The following is a 15,493-nucleotide window of genomic DNA, read 5'->3' on the forward strand; positions in this document are numbered from 1 at the left end:
ACCGCTCTAAATGAAATCAGGAGCTTGGCAAGAGGAGTTGCCAGGTTTGGAACATAGGGGAGGAGAAGCATGAAACTATTTCATCCAACACGTCGCCAGTTTCTGGCGGGTTCTGCGGCAATCGCCGCATCGGGCGTGACAGGCATCAGCCCGTCTTTCGCCGCTTCCACGGTTGACTGGAAGAAATATGCGGGCACCACGCTCGAGGTGAACCTTATCAAGAGCCCGCGCGGCGAAATCCTTCAGAAGCATCAGAAGGAATTCGAAGAACTGACGGGCATCAAGGTTCATTCCGAACAGATGCCGGAACAGCAGCAGCGCCAGAAGGCGGTGATCGAGCTGACCTCCGGTCGCCCGAGCTTCGACGTCATTCACATCAGCTATCACGTTCAGAAGCGTCAGTTCGAAAAGGGCGGCTGGCTTGCCGATCTTAATCCATTCCTGAAAGACCCGACGCTGACCGACGCCTCGCTGACTGAAAGCGATTTCGCAAGCGCTGGTCTGACCTTCGCCAAGGATTCTAATGGCCGCTTCGGTGCACTGCCGTTCTCGGTCGATTACTGGATCATCTACTGGAACAAGGATCTGTTCGCCGCCAAGGGCATCGAATATCCGAAGACCTTCGAAGAGCTGGTCAAGGCCGCCGAGGCGCTGACCGATCCGTCTTCGAATACCTACGGCTTTGTGGCCCGCGGCATGAAGAACGCCAATGTTCCGGTTTGGACGAGCCTGATGCTCGGCTATGGCCAGAGCGCGGTCGATGCCGACGGCAATCTGAAGACGGATTCTGCAGAAGCCATTGAAGCTGCCAAGCTCTATCAGCGCCTGATGACCAAAGCTGCACCTCCCGGTGTTGCCGGTTTCAACTGGGCGGAATGCCAGTCGAGCTTCCTTCAGGGCAAGGTCGGCATGTGGCTCGACGGTATCGGCTTTGCGCCGCCGCTCGAAGATCCGAACAAGTCGCGCGTTGTCGGCAAGGTCGGCTATGGCGTTATTCCGGCTGGACCGAAGGCCCAGGCTGCACCGACGACCGGCGACGGTATCGGCGTGACCGAAGCGTCGACCAAGAAGGAAGCCGCTTATCTTTACTGCCAGTGGGCCATTTCGAAGGAAATGGGCGCACGTCTGCTGCAGACGGGTTCAGGCGTGCCGTTCCGCAAGTCGATCATCGATGATGCGGAAGTGCGCAAGGCTGTGACCATGCCGGAAGGCTGGGTCGAAGCCCTGTCGAAATCTGCACCGATCAGCCAGCTCTGCCTGCCGGTCATCGTTCCTGTCACGGAATTCCGCGACATTATGGGCGTTGGCCTCACCAATCTTCTGAATGGTGCCGAAGCGGAAGCTGAAATGAAGCGCGCGACGGAAGAATTCCGTCCGGTCCTCGCACGGAGCGAAGGGAAATGACATCTGCCGCCCCGACAGGAGCAACAAAGAGCATGAATGGGGAGGCCGCCACAAAGGCGGCTTCCAAAACCAAAGCTAATGGCAAGTCTGGCAAAAGCCATCTGAAACCAAGCTATTGGCCGTTTGTGCTTCCCGCCTTGATCATCGTCGGGGCGGTGATCGTTTTCCCTTGGCTTTTCACTCTCTGGATGAGCGCTAATCAATGGCAGCTCGGCGGTGGCATCAGCTTTGTCGGCTTCGACAATTATATTCGTCTGGCAGGCGATGCACGCTTCTGGGACTCCATGTGGCACACGGCTGTCTATACGGTCCTGTCCGTGGTGGCGCCCATGGTGCTCGGTACGATTGCCGCTCTCATCTTCGACAGCAAGCTGCCGATGCGCGGGCTGTTGCGCGGCATCTTCGTCATGCCAATGATGGCGACACCGGTCGCTGTCGCGCTGGTCTGGACGATGATGTATCACCCGCAGCTCGGTGTGTTGAACTATGTCCTGTCGCTGGTCGGCATCGGCCCGCAGGAATGGATTTTCAACCAGAATACGGTCATCCCGTCGCTGGTCGCTGTCGAGACATGGCAATGGACGCCGCTGGTCATGCTGATCGTGCTCGGTGGCCTCGCCTCCATGCCGCGCGATCCTTTTGAAAGCGCTGAAATCGACGGCGCGAATGGCTGGCAGAAATTCCGTTACATCACGCTTCCGATGATCCTGCCTTTCATCATGGTGGCCGTCATCATCCGCTCGATCGATGCGCTGAAAAGCTTTGACATCATCTTTGCGATGACGCAGGGCGGCCCGGGCACGGCGTCGGAAACCATCAACATCTATCTCTATAACGTGGCGTTTTCCTATTACGACATCGGATATGCTTCGGCGATTGCCGTGGTGTTCTTCATCGTCATTATCGCCATGTCCATGATCCTGCTGGCCTTGCGTCAACGGACCAAATGGAACGCTTGAGGACCGGCTAATGGCACGCAAGTCAATTCTGTCGAAGCTCGGCACTGCGCTTCTTGTTTTCATCATCGTTTCGCCGGCGCTTTTCTTCTTCATCTGGATGCTGTCGCTTTCGCTCAAATACGAAATCGACAATGGCGCTTATCCGCCGATCCTGATCCCGGAACGTTTCGCCTGGTCGAACTACACGCAGATTTTCGAAGCCAATGATTTTCTGCTATATTTCTGGAACAGCCTTCTGGTGACCGGCATGGCAACGCTGCTCGCCCTTCTGGTCGGGGTTCCGGCGGGCTACGGCATTGCCCGGCTTCGGGCGCATAAATCGGCGATTGTCATCATGATCGCCCGTATGACGCCGGGTCTGTCCTATCTGATCCCGCTGTTCCTTCTGTTCCAGACGCTGGGTCTGTTGGGCACGCTCTGGCCGCAGATCATCATCCATCTGGTCGTCACCGTACCTATCGTGATCTGGATCATGATCGGCTATTTCGAAACGACGCCGATGGAACTGGAAGAGGCGGCGATAATCGACGGCGCGTCCTCGTTGCAGGTGTTTCTCAAGGTGGCGCTGCCCATTGCCAAGCCCGGCATCGTGGTGTCGCTTATCCTTGCGGTGATCTTCTCGTGGAACAATTTCGTGTTCGGGATCGTGCTCGCAAGCCGCGAAACGCGCACATTGCCGGTCGCTGTCTACAACATGCTTTCCTTCGAACAGGTGAGCTGGGGTCCGCTTGCTGCCGCAGCACTTGTGGTCACTCTGCCTGTTCTGTTGCTTACCGTCTTCGCACAGCGCCAGATCGTTGCAGGTCTGACCGCAGGCGCCGTCAAATAAGAGTTGAGGTTCAAGATGGCATCTGTATCCATCCGTAATGCAGTCAAGAAATATGGCAATGTCGGCGTTCTGCACGGCGTGTCGGTCAGCATCGAGGACGGCGAGTTCGTCGTGCTCGTCGGCCCTTCCGGCTGCGGCAAGTCCACGCTTCTGCGCATGATCGCAGGGCTTGAGGAAATCAGCGATGGCGAGATCGCAATTGGCCCGCGTGTGGTCAACGACCTGCGCGCCAAGGAACGTGATATCGCCATGGTGTTCCAGAACTATGCGCTTTATCCGCATATGACGGTTGCCGACAATATGGGCTTCGCGCTCATGCTCAAGAACGCGCCGAAGGACGAACGTGAAAACCGCGTTGCCCGCGCGGCTGAAATTCTCGGCCTCAACAAGCTGCTCGACCGGTTTCCGCGCCAGCTCTCCGGCGGTCAACGCCAGCGTGTCGCGATGGGCCGCGCCATTGTGCGCGATCCGCAAGTCTTCCTGTTCGACGAACCGCTTTCCAACCTCGACGCCAAGCTGCGCGTGCAGATGCGCGGCGAAATCAAGGGGCTGCATCAGCGCCTGAAGACCACGACCATCTATGTGACCCATGACCAGATCGAAGCCATGACCATGGCCGACAAGATTGTGGTTATGCGCGATGGTCTGGTGGAGCAGATCGGTGCGCCGCTCGATCTTTATGATCGTCCGGCCAATATGTTCGTTGCGGGCTTCATCGGCTCGCCGTCGATGAACTTCATCAACGGCAAGATTGATGAAGGTTCGTTTGTGGCCGATGGTGGCTTCCGTCTGTCGCTGCCGCAAGGTGATTATGCAAGCCTGTCCGGCAAAGCCGTCTATGGCGTGCGCCCCGAATATATGAAGATCGCTGAAGGTGGCGTCCCGGTTACGGCTGAAATCGTGGAGCCGACGGGTTCGGAAATCATGGTCATGGGCAAGCTCGGCACGCAGCCGATCACCTGCCTGTTCCGTGAGCGTCTGACTGTGCGTCCGGGCGACGTGCTGCCGATTGCCATTGATCCGGCGACCAGCCACGTCTTCGAACCGGAGAAGGGTATGCGCGTCAGCGCCTGACCCACATAATCTGGATTGTTTCAAAGAGCGGTTTCGGCAGCGATGCCGAAGCCGCTCATTGTTTTTGTTCGGGCATTTATCTGATATTTCCTTTTAACGCCGAATTGCACTAACACTTTTCTCTGAAATCCAGGAATGTGGAGGGCTTTATGCAGCCAATCTGGGCCGTAGGTCTGATGACCGGCACCGTTCTCGATGGAAATATCGATGTCGCGCTTTTGAAAACCGATGGCGAAACAGTCGATATATTCGGTACTTACGCGCTGAAGCCTTATCCGGATGGTATTCTCGCTCTTTTGCAGCAAGCGCAGGCCGAAGCGCGGGTCTGGAATTTCGACGGCTCCGAACCGGCGATTTTTGCCGAGGCGGAAGATGCCCTGACCCGGGCGCAGTCAGCTGCGGTGCGCGAGCTGGTGGAAGAAAGCGGTCTCATCATGGCCGATATCGGCGTTGTTGGCTTTCATGGCCAGACGGTGCTGCACCGCGCCCCGCAGCAAGGGCGGCTGGGCGATACGCGCCAGCTTGGCGACGGTGCGCTGATGAGCGAGCTGCTTGGCACCAAGGTCGTCTATGATTTTCGAACTGCCGATATCCGCGCCGGCGGGCAGGGCGCACCGCTGGCTGCAATCTATCATGCGGCTTTGCTGCGCAGCGCCGATTCCAGTGGCGCTACGGCCATTCTCAATCTCGGCGGTGTCGGCAATATTACCTGGTGGGATGGCGGCGATACGCTGGTCGCATTCGATACCGGCCCGGCCAATGCGCCGATCAATGATTTCATGAAAGCGCGTGGTCTTGGCGAGATGGATCGCGACGGTGCACTGGCGGCTCGCGGCCATGTGGATGAAGCGCGTCTCGCCAAGCTGCTTGAGCATCCCTATATGACAGCGCCTTTTCCAAAATCGCTCGACCGGTTCGATTTTACTGCCGCTATGGCTGACGGCCTCAGCGACGAGGATGGCGCGGCGACACTCACCGCCTTCACGACGTCGGCCGTGGCAAAGGCGCTCGACATTCTGCCACATCGACCGAAGCGGTTGGCCGTGTCCGGTGGCGGGCGTCATAACCCGACGATGATGCGAATGCTGGTCGAGCGCGCGGGTGTCGAGCTTGTTCCGGTTGAGACCTTGGGCTGGCGTGGTGATGCCGTCGAAGCGGAATGCTTTGCATTTCTCGCCGTGCGCGCATTGCGCGGCCTGCCGATCAGCTTTCCAAGCACAACGGGCGTCCCAGCACCGATGACCGGCGGAAAGATCGCGGGCTGAAAAGTTTGGAAAAGGGAAATCTGGATAGCAAAACGCCCGCAGCAATTTGGGAGGAGGAGAAGTTGCTGCGGGCGGATTGGTAAAGCGCGATTGGGAGGAGGAGTATCGCGCTTCAGGTTCGGTTTTTGGGAGGAGGAGTAAAACCGAACAACTGCAAAATAGAGCCATGGGCTGATCGGCACAATGACCGATCCTGCAACCGAGATATGCATATTTTGCAAGGCCCTAAAACTAAACCGCCCCAGCCGCGAATAAACGCGCTAGGACGGTGAATCTCCGCCAAAGCCCCCAATGGCGAGACGCACGACTAATAGCACGAGTCGCGCCCGGGTAAACGTTGTCAAGAGCCATCCATGACAGAAAGACGCGCACTATGTCAAAACGGCAACAATGTGGCGGAGATCAATGCAGCTTTTCTGCGTCAAGTCTGGGGAGCGTGGCCAGCACCTCTGGCAGGTCTCGCACTTCACATGCCGCGCTGAAATACCAACCCTGCAAATGATCGCATTTCATGTCACTCAAAAGGTTGATTTGTTCGATGGTCTCGACGCCCTCGGCGGTGACAGTCTTTCCAAGACTATGGGCGATCTGAATGACGCCGCGCACGATGGCGCGGTCTTCCGGCGAGGCGGCGATATTGGCAACGAAGCTGCGGTCGATCTTCAGGCGGTCTATCGGTAGGCGGCGCAAATGCGTCAGTGAGGCAAAGCCGGTTCCAAAATCGTCGAGGGCAACTTCAACGCCGGCCATATGAAGCCGTTTGAGCCCCTGTTCCACACGTTTCTGCGCGAGGCCGAGCAACATGCCTTCTGTCATCTCTGCGCTGAACCGCTCAGGCCCAATCCCGGTTTCGGCGCATAGTTCAAAGAAGCGGTCGAGAAAGATGTCCGAACGAAAATCGGAATTGGTCAGGTTCATTGCAATGCGATGCAAAGGCGCTTCAGCCTTGAGCAGCGATTGAACATCGGCAAAAATCCGCTCCAGCATGAACATGCCGAGTGCTGCGCGGATGGCCGGGTCTTCAAAGCCCTCTCCGAAATAGGCGGGCGTCAGCAGTCCCCGTTCGGGATGACGCCAGCGCATCAGTGCTTCCAGCGAAAACGCCTGCCCGGAGATGAGCGGAATAATGGGCTGATAATGCAGCTCGAATTCGCCGTGCTCCAGCCCGCCTTCGATTTCTTCATAAAGTGCGGATTTTCGTCGGGCGACTACGCGCAACTGTGGCTGGAAAACCTCCACACGGTCGCGTCCCAAAGCCTTGGCCTTGTAGAGCGCCAAATCTGCTGCCTTGAAAAGATTGCCGACATCCTTGCCGTCGCGCGGAAATCTGGCAATGCCAAGGCTGGAGGATATGCGCCGCGGCGTCGAACCGATGACCATGGGCTGGCGAATGGCCTCCAGAATTTCTTCAAACAACATGTCGGCTTCATAATCCGTCGCGCCGACGAGGATGAGGCTGAATTCATCGCCGCCCATGCGCGACATGAACAGCTGGCTATCTTCGAACGAACGCAGACGCTTGCCAATATTCTGCAGCAGAACATCGCCCGCGTGATGGCCGAATGTGTCGTTGACCTCCTTGAAGGAATCCACATCGAGTAGCGCCAGATGAAATATGCCATTGGAGCGCTCGTGGTCCTGCACCTGCATCTCCAGAAATTCCTGGAAACGGCGGCGGTTCGGTAGTCCGGTCAGCGGGTCGAGATTGGCAAGCTGGTCGAGATGTTCCTTGCTGGTCCGCAAGGCGCTTTCAAGCTCCTTGCGCGCTGAAATATCGAACCGGATGGCGGTATAGCTATCCACTTTGCCAGCAGGCGACAGATGCGGAACGATGGTCGTATCCACCCAGTAACGCGAGCCGTCCTTGCGCCGGTTGCAGATCTCGCCGTGCCAGATCTTGCCATGAGCAATATCGCGATACATGTCGCGAAAGAAGTCCTTGTTATGGATGCCCGAATGCAGAATGCGGTGGTTTGCGCCGATCAGCTCGCGCGCCGTATAACCGCTGATCTCGCAGAACTTGCGATTGACATAGGTGATGGTGCCGCGAACATCGGTGTGGGCGACAATGGCCGCGCTGTCGAGCGCATAGCGAATGAAGTCGTCTTCAAGATCGGGCTGCAAGGGCTTTTGCAGCTTCCGCGCAATCTCTTCAACAGCGTCTGTAAAGGACGATGCCTGCTGTTCCAGCGCGTGCTTCTTTTCCGGCGCCGTTCTTTTTTCGGTCATGCGGCATGTCTCAGCATGGGGGATGTTGCTGCTTAATCATATCAAATTAAGTCCATACTTTCCAGAATAGAGTATTATTTATTTAAAAACATATAAACTTATGAAGAATTTGAAATTACATAACTATCCTTGTTATATTTAAATTGAGTTTCAACCTACGGTAATCAATTGTATTTCTAGGTTGCATCTATGTATGGTTGTTTAATTGAGCGCTGTTGTGCGGTGACTATTTCCGCAAACGTTCGGCAATGCGGGCTCTGTTGATTACCATCGCTTCGTCGGAAGGCTCCCAATCGCAGCACCATTCCGGCGGGATGTCGATCAGTAATTCATTGGTTGCCGTGAACTGGGGTGCGTAACCTCTGGCCTGCATTTCGGCCACGAGAGAGGCTTGACGCTTCGCCAGATAGCCAAGTCGCGTATAGAAAAACCGGACGTGGCCGGTTCCAAGTGTGTAGGCACGGGGATTTCTGCGGTCTGCGGGCGTCTCGCCGCGCAGGATTGCGGCTTTCACAAGGGCGAAAACACGCGGCAGTTCCCGGTATTCCGCAACGAGATGCGGCCCGGTCAGCTCCGATGGAGGAATGCAGTTAATGCGTGTCAATTCTCAAAATCCCGCTCGCCCTGAGATTGAATTTGACAATCGAATAGGCGAAGTCGGCCTGATGCTCAAGCTAATTTAGCCAGTAATAAGATTAATGGGGCGGGCAATAAGCTCTTGAGAACAAATGGAAATGGCGGCAAAGCTGCCGCCATTCGAGATCGGTTATGCGCTCGGTGGTCGCTCAATGTGCGATCATGATATGGCGCACGGCGGTATAGTCCTCCAGCGCATAGATCGACATGTCCTTGCCATAGCCGGATTGTTTCAATCCGCCATGCGGCATTTCATTGGTCAGCATGAAATGGGTGTTGATCCATGTGCAGCCATATTGCAGGCGGGCTGCGGCCTGCATGCCCTTGCTGACATCCTTGGTCCAGACCGAGGAGGCTAGGCCGTAATCGCTGTCGTTAGCCCATCGCACGGCTTCATCGACATCGCTGAAGCGCGTGACCGAGACAACCGGACCAAAGACTTCGCGGCGCACGATTTCATCGTCCTGTGTTGCACCCGCGATGACTGTCGGCTCAAAGAAGAAGCCGTTCGCACCGGCGGTTTTTCCGCCCGTGGTTATCTCGATATGCTTGTGCTCGCGGGCACGGGCGACGAAGCTCTCAACGCGATCACGCTGGCGGCGCGAGATGAGCGGTCCGATTTCGTTCTGGCTGTCATCTTCCAGATTGTAGCGGATGCTGGAAACGGCGGATGACAAGTCCGCGACGAAACGGTCGTAGATGCGTGCATCGGCATAGATGCGGCAGGCGGCAGTGCAGTCCTGTCCGGCATTATAATAGCCGAAAGTGCGAATACCGTTGACGACGGCTTCAATGTCCGCATCGTCGAAGACGAGGACGGGCGCTTTGCCGCCAAGCTCCAGATGAGTGCGTTTCACGCTTTTGGCCGCCGCCTGCAAGACCTTCTTGCCGGTTGCGACATCGCCGGTGATCGAAACCATGTCGATACGCGGATGATTGATCAGCGCGTTACCCACGGTTTCGCCGCGTCCGAGCACGATATTGACGACGCCCTCCGGTAGAATATCCGCCAGCAGCCTGGCCATTTTCAGTGCGGTCAGTGGCGTCTGTTCGGACGGCTTGAAAACCACCGTATTGCCGCCCGCAATGGCTGGCGCGAGTTTCCAAGCCATCATCATCAGCGGATAGTTCCAAGGCGCGATGGAGCCGATAATGCCGACCGGATCGCGTCGGATCATTGATGTGTGGTTCGGAATATATTCGGCGGCAATCGGTCCATGAAGATTGCGCACTGCGCCGGCAAAGAAGCGATAGCAATCGACGATGGCCGGAATTTCATCATTGATGACGGCATTGATCGGTTTGCCGCAATTAAGCGCTTCCAGCGTGGCAAAGGCTTCTGCGTCCCGCTCAATCGCATCCGCAATCTTCAAAAGATAGTTGGAGCGCTCGCCGGGCGTGGTGCGCGACCAGGTTTTGAATGCCTTGTCAGCGGCGGCCACGGCGGCGTCGATCTGGCCGAGCGAGGCTTCCGGCAGTTTGAGAACGGTCTCGCCGGTCTTTGGATTGAGGACGCTTTCCTCGACCTCCGTGCCAGCTTCAAAGCGTGAGCCAATCAGCATTTCGGTGTTCATGTCGTTCTCCCTTTTTTCATTTCCCGTGACCGGCGACCTGATCGCCATCGCGGGTGAGATAGTAGGCGGCGAGGATGGGCAGGAAGGTCACCAGAACCACAACCATGGCCACCACATTGGTGACGGGGCGCTGGCGTGGCCGGATCAGTTCCTGAAGCATCCAGATCGGCAGGGTCATCTGCTGGCCGCCGGTAAATGTGGTGACGATCACCTCGTCAAAGGACAGTGCGAATGCGAGCATGCCGCCTGCGAGCAGGGCCGTTCCGATATTCGGCAGGATCACATAGCGGAAGGTCTGGAACCCGTTTGCACCAAGGTCCATCGAGGCTTCGATCAGCGAACCCGACGTGCGCCTGAAACGGGCGACAGCATTGTTGTAGACGACCACTACGCAGAAGGTCGCGTGACCGAGCACGATGGTCCACATCGAAAACGGAATGTCGAACAGCGAGAAGGCCGAACGCAGGGCGATGCCGGTGACAACGCCGGGCAAGGCGATGGGCAGGATGACCAGCAGTGAAATGCTTTCGCGTCCGAAGAAGTGGGTCCGGCTGACCGCAGCCGCACAAAGCGTTCCGAGTACGAGCGCGATCATGGTCGCAATCGTGGCCACCTGCACGGAGAGCGCAAGCGACGACCACACATCGGCGCGGTTCCATGTCACGGCGAACCATTGCAGCGTGAAGCCCGGCGGCGGCCATTGATAGCTCTTTTCTTCCGTCGTGAAGGCATAGACGAAGATCAGCAGGATCGGCAGATGCAGGAAGGCGAGGCCCAGTCCGGCAGCAAGCTTCAACCCAAAGGAAGCGCGGTTGTTGCGATCAGAGCGCATCGAAAGCCCCCTGTTTCTTGGCGATCCAGAGATAGATGGCCATGATGACGATCGGCACGACGGAGAATGCGGCAGCGAGCGGCACATTGCCCGCCGTTCCCTGCTGGGTATAGACGGCCTGTCCGATAAACAGGCGCGACGAACCGATGATCTGCGGAATGATGTAATCGCCAAGCGTCAGCGAAAAGGTGAAGATCGATCCGGCGATGATGCCCGGCATGGCGAGCGGCATCAGCACGGTTCGGAAAGTCTGAGCAGGCGTTGCGCCGAGGTCGGACGAGGCTTCCACCAGATTGCCCGGCACGCGCTCCAGCGCGGCCTGTGTCGGCAAGATCATATAGGGCAGCCAGATATAGACGAAGACGATGAAGGTCCCGAGATAGCTGACTGACAGGGAATTGCCGCCGACAATAGGCAGGGATAGAACGCCGTCTAGCAACCAGGACAGGTGCAGTTTTGCGAAGATCCAGGTCAGGATGCCTTCTTTGGCGAGGATCAGTTTCCAGGCATAGACCTTGACCAGATAGCTCGACCAGAGCGGCAGCATGATGCCGAGATAGAACAGCGCCTTCCAGCGGCCGCGTGCATAGCGGGCGGCGTAATAGGCGATGGGGAAGGCGACAAAAGCGGATGCAACCGTCACAAGTGCTGCCATCAGCACGGTGCGGATGATGATGTCGAGATTGGCCGAGTTTAGGAGCTGCGCATAGGTGGCGAGCGTCAAATTATAGTCGATCAGCCCGGAGAAATCGTCGACCGAGAAGAAACTCTGCAAGAGCAGCGCGATCAGCGAGCCGATATAGATGATGCCCAGCCACAAAAGCGGCGGCGTGAGCATGAGAAACAGCAGCAGCCCCGGACGACGCCAGAACAGGTCGGAGAGGCGACCAAGCATCCCGCCGCGCTGCGGCAGGATGGAGGTCGGATTAGCCCCGGGATTTGCTCCGGAGTTTCCGAGTGTGGAAGCCTGCGCGCCGCTCATGCTGCCTGATCCATGTAATGAACGTCACCCGGATTCCAGACGATGCGGATATCGGAACCGGTCTCGGGAACATTTGCGCCAGCGGGCAGCATGACATGCAGTCTGGCGCCTTCGGCTTCCACACCGAGACGTGTGGCGGAGCCGAGGAAACTGGCGGTTTCGATCCGCGCAGCGACGCCGATCTTGTCGCCCTTGTCTGCAAGGCGAATGGATTCCGGCCGGAGGCTGGCCCAGCGCCGCTCACCGCCAAATGCGGCCATAATTTCGGGTGCAACGACATTGGATGAACCGACGAAATCCGCAACGAAGCGGGTCTGCGGGCGGTTATAAATTTCCTGCGGTGTTCCGGCCTGAACGATACGGCCATTGTTGAAGACTGCGATGCGGTCGGCCATGGACAAGGCTTCGCCCTGATCGTGGGTGACGAAAACGAAGGTGATGCCCAGCGCCTTTTGCAGGCTCTTCAGCTCTTCCTGCATCTGCTCGCGCAGCTTGAGATCGAGCGCGCCGAGCGGCTCATCCAGAAGCAGCACTTTCGGCTTGTTGACGAGGGCGCGGGCCAGTGCAACCCGCTGCCGTTGCCCGCCGGAAAGCTGGCTCGGTTTCCGGGCACCATAGCCCGGCAGTTTGACCAGTTCCAGCATTTCTTCGGCGGCGCGGTGGCGCTCGGCCTTGCCAGCGCCACGCACCATCAGCCCATAGGCCACATTGTCCAGTATGCTGAGATGCGGAAACAGCGCATAATCCTGAAACACCGTGTTGACGTTGCGTCGATAGGGCGGAACGCCGCCAGCGCTTTCGCCAAAAATCTCTATTCTGCCATCGGTCGGCTGTTCGAAACCCGCGATCAACCGCAGGCAGGTCGTCTTGCCGGAACCGGAGGGGCCAAGCATGGCAAAGAATTCTCCGGGCGCGATGGTCAGGTTGACGTGATCGACGGCCCGAACTTCGCCGAAGTGCCGGCTCACATTTTCAAAACGAACTGCTGCTGTCATGGTTCTACCCATCATGGAGAGCGCCAGCATCTGTTTGGCGTGCGGGCGCGTCGGTCCGTTCCCTTCCTTCAGCTGAAGGAAGGGCAATCTTCGTGCTTACGATAGTCGATGTCAGCGACCGCCAATGACGCCGATATAATCCGACACCCAGCGATGATAGGGCACACATTCGCCCTGGCTTTCGCATTTGGCTGTCGGTGTGCGCCAGAAGCTGATCTTGGCAAAATTGTCGTAACCGTTGGTCGCGCAGCCTTCGTCGGTCAGAAGCGCATTGCCCTTACAGGCCGCCGGAACGGATGGTACTGCGCCGAACCATGCTGCGGCATCACCTTGCACTTTCGGCTTTAGCGAATGCTCGAACCACTTATAGGCGCAATTGGGGTGCTCGCTATCCACATGCAGCATGGTGGTGTCGGCCCAGCCGGTCGCGCCTTCCTCCGGGAAGGTCGAGCCGACCTTGGCATTTTCCGACTTCAGGAGGTTGACCTGGAACGGCCACGAGCCGGAAGCCACGACGCCTTCATTCTTGAAGTCATCGATCTGGATCATGGCGTCGTGCCAGTAACGGCTGACGAGCTTGCGCTGTCCACGCAGAAGATCGAGCGCCGCCTTGTACTGGTCTTCGTTGAGTTCGTAGGGATTCTTGATGCCGAGTTCCGGCTTGTGCTTCATGAGATAAAGCGCTGCGTCGGCGATATAGATAGGCCCGTCATAGGCCTGCACACGGCCCTTGTTGGACTTGCCGTCCGGCAAGTTCTGTTCTTCGAACACAACGTTCCAGCTCTTCGGCGCTTCGCCCTTGAAGACGTCGGTATTGTACATCAGCACATTCGGGCCCCAGAGATAGGGCACGCCGTAATGCACGTCCTTCACGGTGAACCACGGCGCATTTTGCAGCCGCTCGTCCACGGTTTTCCAGCTTGGAATGAGGTCGGTGTTAATGGGCTGCACGCGCTTGCCTGCCACGAGACGCAGCGAGGCGTCGCCGGAAGCGGTGACGAGGTCGAAACCGCCTTCATTCATCAGCGCTACCATCTCGTCGGAGGTGGCGGCGGTCTTCACGCTGACCTTGCAGCCGGTTTCCTTTTCGAAATCGGTGACCCAGTCGTAATTCTTGTCGGTTTCGCCGCGTTCGATATAGCCCGCCCAGGCCACGATGCTGAGCGCGCCTTCACCTTCGCCAATCGCTTTCAGCGGTTCGGCGGCAATGGCCTGCGTGGCAAAGCTCGCGACGGCCATCAAAGCGGTACAGGATTGCAGAAATTTTCTCATCGACCACTCCCGTTTTATTCACATTCAGTGATTTTGTTCCCGGAGCGGATGGTGTGCTGAAACCCTGCCTTTCGCAAATTCATTTATCGGAAAGCTGGTATCGATTTTTCCGATACCGGAGCTTGGCACGACAGTTGTAAATTCGTCGGGCCGTGGCGAAACGAGTGATTTTCGAGCACCGGAGCGGAGCGTACATAGAGGTATGTGAGCACCGGAGCACAGAAAATTGCTCGTTGCAGCCCGGCATCACGAAGAATGCAAGTGTTGTGCTAACGTAGTCGGCCAGAGCGGGCGGCCTCCGCAATGCCGATAAAGTCCCGCGCGGATTGGGGCAGGCTGGACCCCTTGCGCCAGGCCATGCCGATCTGCACGACGGGCAGCGATCCTGAAACATCGCGGCTTTCGATCCGGTCGCCTTCCAGCGACCAAGGGCGATAGACAAGGTCGGGGAGGAGGGCTACTCCCGCACCCGTGGCGACGAGGCTGCGCACGGCTTCCACCGAACGCGTGCGGAAAGCCACATGCGGGCGCGCACCGAGAGCGGCCAGAAGCTTGCCGGTGTTTTCCTCGATTTCATCCACCGTCAGCATGATGAGCGGTTCTTTCGCGATATCGCTCACTGAAATGCTGTCGATTGAGACGAGTTCATGACCGAGGGGTAACCACAGCCGATAGGGCGAGGTTTCGAGAATTTCCGCGTGCAGCGCCATGCGGTCGCGCAGGTTGGAAATCACCATTACCGCCACATCCAGCTCACCGCCGACCAGCAAATGTTCCAGATAAGAGCCATTGTCTTCGATGGCGCTGATTTCGACGCCCGGAAAAGCCCGGCGATAGCGGGCGAGCAGGTCGGACAGCACGTAGCCCGCAACCAATGAGGTCACACCCAGATTGAGCTTACCCTTCTCCTGAATGCGCTGGTCGGCGAAAGAGCGGCGGGCGTCCGATACGCCGGTCAGAATCTTGGTGGCATGGCGGAGAAACTGATGGCCGTTATGCGTGACTGTCAGGCCGCGGGGATGGCGCTCGAAAAGCTCGACATTCAGGTCGGTTTCCAGTTCCTTGATCGCTTCCGTGACCGAAGATTGCGAAATCGACAGCTTTTGCGCCGCGCGGGTGACAGACCCTTGCTCCGCAACTGCAACGAAATACTGTAACTGCCTTAATGTAAACGCCATTTGGGCAGTTAACCGTGGCAAGCAAAGGATTGCAAGAGCGGTGGATACGAACTAAAACTGGATGATCTGGCCAGCGTTGTATGCTAGTTTTGCAACACTGATGGATGAATAGCTAAAATAAAAATAATTCACTTTCTTATTTTCACCAGTTTGAGTAGTGGCCTGCGCCAATAGCGGTCTTCTTCACCCGCAGTGAACGGTTCGACGACAGATTATGCCTCATTGCAGGCAAGCGTGCCGCCTAACGCGTATAATTGCCCGTTG

At 57.4% G+C, this 15,493-nt stretch carries 13 protein-coding genes; 5 read left to right on the plus strand and 8 right to left on the minus strand.

Features of this window, described 5'->3' with window-relative positions:
- The first annotated feature begins 69 nt into the window (after window positions 1–69).
- The 5 genes from FHW00_RS14170 (at window position 70) to FHW00_RS14190 (ending at window position 5,531) form a co-directional block, all read left to right on the plus strand.
- Window positions 70–1,404 (plus strand): ABC transporter substrate-binding protein, encoded by a 1,335-nt coding sequence (locus FHW00_RS14170; protein WP_078339181.1) that lies wholly within the window; start codon window positions 70–72, stop codon window positions 1,402–1,404.
- Entirely contained in the window at window positions 1,401–2,363 is a 963-nt protein-coding gene (locus FHW00_RS14175) for a carbohydrate ABC transporter permease (RefSeq protein WP_078339180.1), read from the plus strand. Before FHW00_RS14170 ends, FHW00_RS14175 begins: the two co-directional genes overlap by 4 nt.
- Before the next feature lie 10 nt (window positions 2,364–2,373).
- Window positions 2,374–3,192, plus strand: coding sequence for a carbohydrate ABC transporter permease (locus tag FHW00_RS14180; RefSeq protein WP_113533863.1), 819 nt, complete (start codon window positions 2,374–2,376; stop codon window positions 3,190–3,192).
- Between the two features lie 15 nt (window positions 3,193–3,207).
- Window positions 3,208–4,266, plus strand: a complete 1,059-nt coding sequence (locus FHW00_RS14185) for an ABC transporter ATP-binding protein (RefSeq protein ID WP_078339179.1) — start codon at window positions 3,208–3,210, stop codon at window positions 4,264–4,266.
- 149 nt (window positions 4,267–4,415) lie between these two features.
- Window positions 4,416–5,531 (plus strand): anhydro-N-acetylmuramic acid kinase, encoded by a 1,116-nt coding sequence (locus FHW00_RS14190; protein WP_078339178.1) that lies wholly within the window; start codon window positions 4,416–4,418, stop codon window positions 5,529–5,531.
- 402 nt (window positions 5,532–5,933) lie between these two features.
- Here FHW00_RS14190 and FHW00_RS14195 read toward each other — a convergent pair whose 3' ends face one another.
- The 8 genes from FHW00_RS14195 to FHW00_RS14230 all read right to left on the minus strand — a co-directional run bounded on the left by FHW00_RS14195 (window position 5,934) and on the right by FHW00_RS14230 (window position 15,229).
- Window positions 5,934–7,760, minus strand: coding sequence for a putative bifunctional diguanylate cyclase/phosphodiesterase (locus FHW00_RS14195; protein WP_078339177.1), 1,827 nt, complete (start codon window positions 7,758–7,760; stop codon window positions 5,934–5,936).
- Between the two features lie 226 nt (window positions 7,761–7,986).
- Entirely contained in the window at window positions 7,987–8,364 is a 378-nt protein-coding gene (locus FHW00_RS14200; protein ID WP_078339176.1) for a pyrimidine dimer DNA glycosylase/endonuclease V, read from the minus strand.
- Between the two features lie 181 nt (window positions 8,365–8,545).
- Window positions 8,546–9,970: a gamma-aminobutyraldehyde dehydrogenase gene (locus FHW00_RS14205; RefSeq protein WP_113533861.1), complete on the minus strand. Its 1,425-nt coding sequence runs from the start codon at window positions 9,968–9,970 to the stop codon at window positions 8,546–8,548.
- Window positions 9,971–9,986: 16 nt separating this feature from the next.
- On the minus strand, window positions 9,987–10,802 hold the full coding sequence (locus FHW00_RS14210; RefSeq protein ID WP_078339175.1) for an ABC transporter permease: 816 nt from the start codon (window positions 10,800–10,802) through the stop codon (window positions 9,987–9,989).
- The gene (locus FHW00_RS14215; protein WP_078339174.1) at window positions 10,792–11,784 is read right to left on the minus strand and encodes an ABC transporter permease; all 993 of its coding nucleotides are present in this window, start codon (window positions 11,782–11,784) and stop codon (window positions 10,792–10,794) included. Before FHW00_RS14215 ends, FHW00_RS14210 begins: the two co-directional genes overlap by 11 nt.
- Window positions 11,781–12,779: an ABC transporter ATP-binding protein gene (locus FHW00_RS14220; protein ID WP_078339250.1), complete on the minus strand. Its 999-nt coding sequence runs from the start codon at window positions 12,777–12,779 to the stop codon at window positions 11,781–11,783. The genes FHW00_RS14215 and FHW00_RS14220 overlap by 4 nt, the downstream gene beginning before the upstream one ends.
- A gap of 111 nt (window positions 12,780–12,890) precedes the next feature.
- Complete coding sequence (locus FHW00_RS14225) at window positions 12,891–14,051, minus strand: ABC transporter substrate-binding protein (protein ID WP_078339173.1); 1,161 nt, start codon at window positions 14,049–14,051, stop codon at window positions 12,891–12,893.
- Between the two features lie 269 nt (window positions 14,052–14,320).
- Window positions 14,321–15,229 (minus strand): LysR family transcriptional regulator, encoded by a 909-nt coding sequence (locus FHW00_RS14230; RefSeq protein ID WP_078339172.1) that lies wholly within the window; start codon window positions 15,227–15,229, stop codon window positions 14,321–14,323.
- Between the last annotated feature and the right edge of the window lie 264 nt (window positions 15,230–15,493).

The organism is Ochrobactrum sp. P6BSIII (assembly GCF_014138065.1).
Lineage (GTDB): Bacteria > Pseudomonadota > Alphaproteobacteria > Rhizobiales > Rhizobiaceae > Brucella.